Here is a 9,451-nt window from a genome sequence, read left to right on the forward strand (position 1 = left end):
GCTGAGGTGCTCGCCGCCCACCGTTTTTCGGGGCAGTGTTCCGAATGCACTGCTCGTGTCGGGAAGGCTGGGTGTGCGCAGCCGGTCGTCGCCCCCTTGGTCAGCCAGTGGTCGCGGGCGTGAGCATTTGGCCGGCTTGCGTAAATCATTCACCGAGATAGGGAGCGGGGACTTGTGGCTACTGGTGTACGTGCGTCGCCGTGACAACAATGGCGGATGACCGCCAGCGTAGCTTTCGCCAGCCAGTGTGTCGTCCTACATTGCGGTCATCTGCTTTCCCGTCTTTGTGGTTACATGGCTGCCCGGCGGACGGCAGTGAGGATATGTCGGAGGACAGCTCGTGCCGGGGTCGTGGGGACTTGTGGCTGGCGCGGCGGGGACTTTTGGCTAGGAAGCGGGGACTTGTGGCTGGGAGGTGTGTGAAAACGACGAGCAAATACCGGGACATTTTGCCGTTTCGTGGACGACAATACATAAATAAGAGATATTCAATCAAGCGGCTTGGAGGATTAATTCAGCTCGCTTCGCTCGCCGCTGCACATGGAAGTTTTGCCGCCTGCGAGGGCCACGTGTGTCTGTGCCCCGTGTGAATCGGCTTGCCAGGGCGGGCTGCGTACGGTCTTCCGGGCACTGAGGTGCTCGCTGCCCGCCGTTTTCCGGGGCAGTGTTCCGAATGCACTGCTCGTGTCGGGAAGGCTGGGTGTGCGCCGCCGGTCGTCGCCCCTTGGTCAGCCAGTGGTCGCTGACGTGAGCATGTGGCCGGCTTGCGCAAATCATTCACCGAGATTGGGGGCGGGGACTTGTGGCTACCGGTGTGTGCAATGTCGTGACAACAGTCACGGATGACTCCAGCGTAGCTTTCGCCAGAGAGTTAGACACAATTTTTCGGATGCACGCCCGAAGCCAAAGCGGGCGTCGAGTCGTGGGGAAATGCTTCCGGCATGTCACTTGGCTCCATCTCATTGCGGCACTAAAAATTTGATAGGAGCTTGGCTGGTCATTGCGTCCTCCGTTGGTTTTCGGGGAGCCACAGATTTCAGGCGGTCCTGCTGTGCGAACCGCAAGGTCCATGCCGAGCGGGCGGTGCCGAAGCCGGACTCAAAGTCTCACCGAGTCGTTATCTTCGGTTTGTGAAGCCAGATAGGCGGGCTGCGCGGTTTTGTTTTTCCGTCCGGAAAGTGAATTTAAATTGATGAAAGTGTCCTATTTTCTCTAATATTCTCGGGTTGCCGCCTCACAAGCGTTGCGAAAGACACAGGGTTGTCGGTCGCGAACCGCGCTTGCGCGCATTGTGGCTGTAGCTAGAAAAACGCACCGGAAAATCAAACAACATGCTTCCCTTCGCACCAGGTTCGCGAGCCGTAATCCGCGATGAAGAATGGCTGATTCGCCGTGTTGACCCCACGACCGATGGCGGTTCGATGTTGACTTGCGACGGCGTCTCAGCGCTGGTTCGAGGTCAGTCAGCGCTGTTTCTGACCGAACTAGAAGACACGATTGAGGTCCTCGACCCAGCAGAAACCGAGCTGGTGCCCGATACGAGCCCCACGTATAACGCGACGGTCCTGTACCTCGAAAGCCTGCGGCGACGTGGCGTGGCGAACGACGCGCGCATCCATCTCGGACATCGTGGCGTGATGAACGTCGTGCCGTACCAGCTTGACCCTGCGCTTCAGGCGCTGCATCAACCACGCTCGCGCATTCTGATTGCCGACGCCGTCGGTCTTGGTAAGACACTGGAAGCAGGAATTCTTGCCACCGAGCTGATTCAGCGCGGGCGTGGCAAGCGCATCCTCGTCGTCACACAGAAGGCAATGCTTACGCAATTCCAAAAGGAATGGTGGAGTCGCTTCACGATTCCGTTGGTCCGCCTCGATTCCGTGGGCCTCGCCCGGGTGCGCAACCGGATTCCGACGAACCATAACCCGTTCAACTATTTCGACCGCAGCATCATCTCCATCGATACACTTAAAAGCAATCTCGAGTATCGGAACTATCTCGAGAACGCATGGTGGGACATCATCGTCATCGACGAATGCCATAACGTCGCCGCGCGTGCGGGCGAAGGCGCCCTGTCTCGTCGTGCACGCTTGGCGCGGCTGCTGTCCAGCCGTTCAGATACGCTCATCTTGCTGTCCGCGACACCTCATGATGGCTCCGCTCGCAGCTTTGCGTCGCTGATGAGCCTGCTGGACCCGACGGCCATCCCCGACCCGGATGATTACACGCCAGAGGATTTTCGCAGCAAGGGGTTGGTCATCCGTCGGTTCAAGAAGGACATCAAGGACCAGGTGCAATCGGATTTCCAGGAACGCAGGACGCTTTGCCTGCGCCAGGATGCCAGTGCAGAGGAGGAGGCCGCGTACCGTGCGCTGCTCGACGTGCCTTTCACGCAGAGCGGCCAAAGGAACGGCGGGCGCCAGCAGGAGCTGCAGCGCGTGGGCATGCAGAAGGCGCTGTTCTCGAGTCCCGCGGCGGCCCTGAAGTCGACCGACAGGCGTATTGCGGTGTTGCGGAACAAATCTGGTTCGACGCCCGAAGAGCTGTCCGAGGTAGACGGTCTTGAGGTCCTGGCTGATGCGCTCAACGTGCTCGTCAATGACTCCACTGCGCGCAGCTTCAGCAAATACCAGCGACTGCTCAAAGAGCTGCGTTCGGATGAGTTCGGTTGGCAGCCGCATAATGCAGATGACCGTCTGGTCATCTTCTCCGAGCGTATCGACACACTAGAGTGGCTGCAAAGACAGCTTACCGTTGACCTTCGGCTCAAGTCGAATCAACTGGCCGTATTGCATGGCGGCTTGCCCGACACCGACCAGCAGTCACTGGTCGAGCGCTTCGGTCGCAAGGAGGACACGCTGCGTGTGTTGCTGTGTTCCGATGTCGCGAGTGAAGGTCTGAACCTGCATTACTTCTGCCATCGCCTCGTGCACTTCGACCTCCCGTGGTCGCTGATGGTGTTTCAGCAGCGGAATGGTCGTGTTGACCGGTATGGGCAGAGGCATCAGCCGAATATCCTCTATCTGTTTACCGAAACGGAGAGCGAAAAGATTCGTGGCGACCTGCGCATCCTTGAAATTCTGCAGGCTAAGGACGAGCAGGCGTACCAGAATCTCGGTGACCCCTCGGCGTTTCTCAACGTTTTCGACCCGGATAAAGAAGAGGCAAAAGTCGCCGATTTCATGGCCGACGGGATGCAACCGGAGGAAGTTGAAGCTCAGCTCGAGCAGAATGCTGCGAACGACAGTACCGACGAAGACGATGGCGATTGGTTGATGCAGCTCTTCGGTGGTGGCGCGGACGGTCCAGATGGTCACATGGACCATACTCCCGCTACGGCTGCCAGTAGCAGTCTCGACCAGATTGACGACCGCGCATCGCTGTTCCAGAGTGATTACCACTTCGCGAACATCGCCCTCACGCAGCTCAATCAGGGGCAGACGTTGTGCGACTGGGCCGCGCACGACGAGGAACAGGTCATCACGTTGACCGCCCCGCGCGACCTACAGGAACGCCTGCGGCAGCTCCCACGTGAAGTACAAGCCGACAACGACCATTACACGCTTTGTGCCAACACGAAGAGTATGATGGACGAGATTGAAATTGCCCGTCAGGCGCGCTCCGAAGAAGAAACTTGGCCTCAGCAGCACTACCTATGGCCGCAGCATCCCATTATGGAGTGGCTTGGTGACCGGGTACTCACGCACTTCGGTCGACACAAGGCGCCGCTGCTGCAAAGCCACAAGCTTGCGCCCGATGAACAAGCGTTCATCCTGATGAGCCTGATTCCGAACCGAAAAGGCCAGCCGCTGCTGGTCGAATGGCAGGTAGCCTGCCGCAACGGTGACGGCGTGTTCGCGTTGGATTCGTTCGACACTTTCATTGAACGTGCAGGTATCCGCGCAGGTGGTCTGCCAAACCGTGGAGAAACGCTCGCGCTGCAGGCACTCCAAGCGAAGATGCAGCACGCACTGCCACTGGCAGTGAAATATATGCACGAGTTCATGGTGGAGCGCCAGCAGACCTTCTCTACTGACATGCAGGCGAGGCTGAAGGACACACTTGTCGAGCTGGAGCGCCTGCAAGGGCGTCAGATGGAGCAGCTTGCGCTGAACCTTGAAAAGCAGCTTGAGACCGTCAAGCAAGGCCGCTTCGAGCGGCGCAGCCAGCAAATCCACAAAGTATTTGATGAGTACCGCCGCTGGGTGGAGGACACCCTGACGACCGAGCCGCGGCCCTGGATTCAGGTGCTTGCCGGTGTGTGCCATCCCCAAGCTGCCGGAGTCTGAACATGCCCGTACTTGACGCCGTACAAACCTTTGCTGGTATCAGCAACGAAAACGAGTTCTACAGCCACACGTACCTGACCGCTGTATTCAAGGATGACATCAGGGACCGTCTGACCGACTGGGATGCTGAGGAAACGCAGCACCCTGGCGACGACGCTCACCGCGCTCCGTACAAGCGGCTGCAGGGTTGGGCGCAGCGGTGGTTTGCTCTACGCGGTCAGGTGACGCGAGGCCGTGATGAATATGAGCGCTGGCAGCTTTTCATGGAGCTGCAGAATGGCTTGATGCAGGCGCTCGGCTATCGCCAGTCGCCGCGCACGCTCACGTTGCACGAGTTCGTCAGCGGGTTACCAGTGCCGGTCTGGGATGTACAGGGAACGCGCCTCGCTATCATTCCGGCCTATCATCCTGGCGCAGAAGACGACGACCTCCTCGACCACCAGCTCACTGCGTTCCATTATGGTGGTGAGCCGGTGCCTAGCGAGTTGCGCGGTGAGACATGGGCGACGATGCTGTCCGACGCCGTGTTCGGCGCTGACAGCCCGCCCCGTTATGTGCTGCTGGTTGGCCTTGATGAATGGTTACTGCTCGACCGCTACAAGTGGCCGAACAACCGCGCTCTGCGATTCAATTGGGCCGACATACTCGACCGCAAGGACGCGGACACGCTCAAGGCATGCGCTGCGCTGCTGCATCAGGATTGCCTTGCCCCAGGCGAAGGCGGTAGTCTGCTCGAGAGCCTGGATAGCAATGCACACAAGCATGCGTTCGGCGTCAGCGAGGACCTTAAGTACGCGCTGCGCGAGGCCATTGAAATCCTCGGCAATGAGGCCGCGCGCCAGCTCGACGAACTTGCCACGGGCAGCAAGAAGAGCATCTACTCCGGCGCCTACAAGCTCGATGCCGGCACGCTGAGCCTCGAGTGTCTGCGGCTTGTGTACCGGCTGCTCTTCATGTTTTACATCGAAGCGCGCCCGGAGCTGGGCTATGTGCCAATCCAGAAGAGCGAGGTCTACCTCAAGGGCTACAGCCTCGAAAGCCTGCGCGACCTGGAGATGCAGCCGCTCATCACCCAGCACGCGCGCGAGGGCAGATATTTCGACATGACGCTGCGGCGGCTGTTCAGCCTGGTTGCCCATGGTTGCGGCATGGAGAACCAGCAACACTTGCACGAGATGGTCCAAGGTGCGATGGACATCTTTGCGCTGGCACCGCTTGACAGTCGCCTGTTCGACGACAGCACCATGCCGTTGCTTGATAAGGTGCATTTCCCGAACGAGGTGTGGCAGCGCGTCATCCGTCTGCTGTCGCTCAGCAAGGTACAGGGAAAGGGCCGTCGCCTTGGTCGCGTGAGCTACCAGATGCTTTCGATTAACCAGTTGGGCGCAGTGTACGAGGCGCTGCTCAGCTACCGCGGATTCTTTGCCGAGGAAGACTTGTACGAAGTCAAACCCGCGCCGAAGAAAGCAGGTGCGGCAAGCAGCAGTGACGACGAAGATGGCGACGATGACGACGTTGACGACACCACCAGCCGCCGCGCGCGCGCAAGCGACTCCGATGCCGACAAGCTCGAAAACGCCTGGTTTGTGCCACGCAGCCGCATCGACGAATACCGTGACGACGAAAAGGCCTACGACGTCGATGAGAACGGCCGTCGCAAGCTGCGCATATATCCGAAAGGCTCATTCATCTACCGTCTTGCGGGCCGGGACCGGCAGAAGAGCGCGAGCTACTACACCCCCCAGGTGCTCACGCAAAGCCTGGTGAAATATGCTCTCAAGGAGCTGCTGGCCAGCGAGCGCGTGAAATGCGCCGACGATATTCTGACGCTCACGATATGCGAGCCCGCAATGGGCAGTGCGGCGTTTCTGAATGAAGCGGTCAACCAGCTGGCGGAAGCCTACCTGGAGCGTAAGCAGGCTGAACTCAAGCAACGCATCCCGCACGACGAGTACCCGCAAGAACTGCAGAAGGTACGCATGTACCTGGCCGACCGCAACGCGTTCGGTGTGGACCTGAACCCTATCGCGGTGGAGCTGGCCGAAGTGTCCATCTGGCTGAACGCTATTTACGGCGGTGAGGATGAGCATGGCAGGCCGTTGCCAGCACGTGTGCCGTGGTTCGGTTATCAGCTCTTTACCGGCAACAGCCTCATCGGCGCGCGTCATCAGGCGTTCAAAGCGACAGCGCTGGTCAAGGGCGCAAAGCCTGCGTGGCACGAAGAGCCGCCCCGTCGAGTCACCGCGCACGCACTCCGACAGCATGACGAAATCTGGCACTTCCTGCTGCCAGACCCCGGTATGGCGAACTATACCGACAAGGACGCGAAGAAACTCTATCCGCAAGATTTTGAGCGCCTGAAGACCTGGCGCAAGGCCTTTGCCGCACCACTCGCCGACTTCGAGATTGCGCGTCTGCAGCAGCTCAGTGCAAGGGTGGACGAACTGTGGGCGGAGCATACCGAGGCGCTTGCACGTGACCGCATCCGTACCGAAGACGCGTTGGCGGTGTGGCCGCACAAGGAGGGAACGAAAGGCACTGGCGCTGGCCAAATGAGTCGTGCCGAAAAGGACACCATCCGCCGCGAAGGCTTGCTCAATGAGGATGGTGACCTCGCTACCCCGTTCCGGCGTTTGAAGCTGGTAATGGACTACTGGTGTGCGCTGTGGTTTTGGCCCATTACCGAATCGGCACAACTGCCGCCCCGCGAGCAATGGTGGATGGAGATTGGCGCCATCCTCGAAGGTAACGTGGTGGACGTGTTCCCGCAACTTGGCCTCGACTTGCAATCTGCCGAACGGGGGCAACCTCAAGCGCTGGTGCCGGAGATTCAAGGTAGCTTGATTGGTTTCGAGACCCAGCTTCCGCTGACTGAATCGGCGGTGCAGCCTAAGTTGCATGACAAGCTTGGACAGCTGCGTATCAGCAAGCTGCGCCAGCTTTTTCCGCGCGTGGCGATGGTAGAAGCCATCGACGACGTGCGTCACTTCATGCACTGGGAACTGTGCTTCGCCGATGTACTGCTGCGCAATGGCGGATTTGACCTGATTCTAGGGAATCCACCCTGGATTAAGGTGGAGTGGAACGAGTCCGGCGTACTGGGCGAACGAAACCCCATCTTCGCCATTCGGAAAATCAGCGCAAGTGACCTAGCCAAACTCCGGGCGCAAGCCTTTGAAGAGTTTTCTGGGTTGCAGGCGACATGGACCGAGGAATTGCAGCAAGCAGCAGGCATGCAGAACTTTCTCAATGCCGTGCAGAACTACCCGCTGCTCCAAGGCATGAAGGTCAATCTTTACAAGTGCTTTATGCCACTGGCTTGGGGGCTGAGCGGGACAAATGGTGTGACGGGTCTGCTACATCCGGAAGGCCCTTACGACGACCCTGAAGGTGGCGAACTGCGCGAGGCGCTATATCGAAGGCTGCGGTTCCATTTTCAATTTCAGAATCAGAAAATGTTGTTCCCAATCGGCCACAGGGAAAAATACAGTATTAACATTTACGGAGCGCAGCTACGGCATCCATCTTTCGACACTATCGCTAACCTTTTTGTGCCAAGCACCGTAGATGCTTGTTACCAACATGACGGCACGGGATTACCGGGTGGCATTAAGAACGAAGATGCGCAGTGGAACACGTCCGGGCACCGTGACCGTGTCGTTGGCGTGGATGACGCTGCATTGGCGACATTTGCTCGACTATACGACGAGCCTGACACTCCACCGCTTCGCGCGCGTCTGCCAGCCGTGCATGCCAACGAATTGAACAGTGTGCTCAAAAAACTGGCCGCTTATCCGAGCCGTCTTGCGGATTTGGGGGATGGCTATTTTTCTACGCAACATTGGAACGAAAAGCTCGCACAGGACGAGGGCATCATCGTGCGCCGCTCGATTGGCGACAATGGTTTCGCTACCACGCCGGAAGGGTGGGTTTTGTCGGGGCCGCATTTCTTTGTGGGCAACCCCCACATGAAGACTCCGCGGAAGGTATGTACCGAGAAGGGCCACTACGACGTCATCGACCTCGAAACCCTGCCCGAGGACTACCTGCCGCGTACCAACTATCGGCCGATGGTCGACCGGGCTGAGTACGCGCGCCGCACGCCTGCGGTGTCTTGGGTCGAGCCCGGGGAGGCAACTGCGAAGCCAGTAACGGCGTACTATCGGTATGCGCATCGGCGGCGCATCAGTACTAGCATGGAGCGAACGCTCATTCCGACGCTCGTACCTCCGGGAAGCGCGCACATTCACCCGGTGCTTTCTCTGACCTTTAGGGACCCCAAATACCTGACGGATTTGTCCGGCTTCGCTGCTTCTGTGGTCGCTGACTTCTTTGTGAAGTCAACGGGCCTAGCCGATTTGTACGAAGGCACTCTTGGGCGACTACCACATTTGAGTTTGTTCTCGGTTGCGGCTCGGTCCCTTTCGTTGAACTGTCTTACGAGCCACTACGCGCGACTGTGGGAACAGGTCTACGACCTCGCATTTGTCGACCAAATATGGAGCCAGTCCGAAAATCCGCGTTTGCCGCAAGATTTCTGGCAAAACCTCACAAGCACATGGACACGCGATTGCGCTTTGCGCAGCGACTACGCACGCCGCATGGCGTTGGTAGAAATCGATGTGCTGGTGGCGAAAGCATTGGCGCTCACGCTCGATGAACTTCTGCTTATCTACCGCGTGCAATTTCCGGTGATGCAGGGCTACGAGCGCGACACCTGGTATGACATCAAGGGTCGAATTGTCTTCACCAACAGCAAGGGCCTGACTGGCGTCGGTCTACCGCGCAAGGGCAGCCGCAACACGCCGAACACGCGCATCGTAACGCCGGACGGAAAGCCGCGCGAAGGCAACTTCGCCTGGGAGGACCTCTGGACCTATGCTGATGCAGAGGTCGGCGACAGTGAGGATGTCGTCAAGGCAGGTGGAAAACCGAAGGTTCCTGATGGGACCGTCATTACGCAATGGGTAACCGATGACACGCTTCCTGGTGGCCCGCGCACCGTTGAGCGTACCTACGTCGCGCCCTTCGCCCGAGCCAATCGTGAAGACGACTATCGCACCGCGTGGGCGGCGTTTGCGACAGACAATGCTTGAACCTGAGTAACTGCTTCAGCCCAAGCTGACGCCCTCATATAGAAATCCAACAGGAAGAAGCAACAG

Annotated in this window: 2 protein-coding genes; both read left to right on the forward strand. The window is 58.8% G+C overall.

Translation table 11 applies throughout. The features are described 5' to 3' along the window. The first annotated feature begins 1,331 nt into the window (after positions 1-1,331). A complete protein-coding gene (locus tag EYW47_RS11700) occupies positions 1,332-4,289 on the forward strand; it encodes a DEAD/DEAH box helicase (RefSeq protein ID WP_133195000.1) in 2,958 nt (985 codons plus the stop codon). A 2-nt stretch (positions 4,290-4,291) separates the two neighbouring features. Beyond that, the gene (locus EYW47_RS11705; RefSeq protein WP_133195001.1) at positions 4,292-9,385 is read left to right on the forward strand and encodes a DNA methyltransferase family protein; all 5,094 of its coding nucleotides are present in this window, start codon (positions 4,292-4,294) and stop codon (positions 9,383-9,385) included. Positions 9,386-9,451: the final 66 nt, after the last annotated feature.

The organism is Paraburkholderia silviterrae (genome assembly GCF_004353915.1).
GTDB classification, from domain to species: domain Bacteria; phylum Pseudomonadota; class Gammaproteobacteria; order Burkholderiales; family Burkholderiaceae; genus Paraburkholderia; species Paraburkholderia silviterrae.

Excerpts from the sequence above, each read along its gene's own strand:
- EYW47_RS11705 (WP_133195001.1), top strand. The coding sequence starts at position 4,292 with ATGCCCGTACTTGACGCCGTACAAACCTTTGCTGGTATCAGCAACGAA.
- EYW47_RS11700 (WP_133195000.1), top strand. The coding sequence starts at position 1,332 with ATGCTTCCCTTCGCACCAGGTTCGCGAGCCGTAATCCGCGATGAAGAA.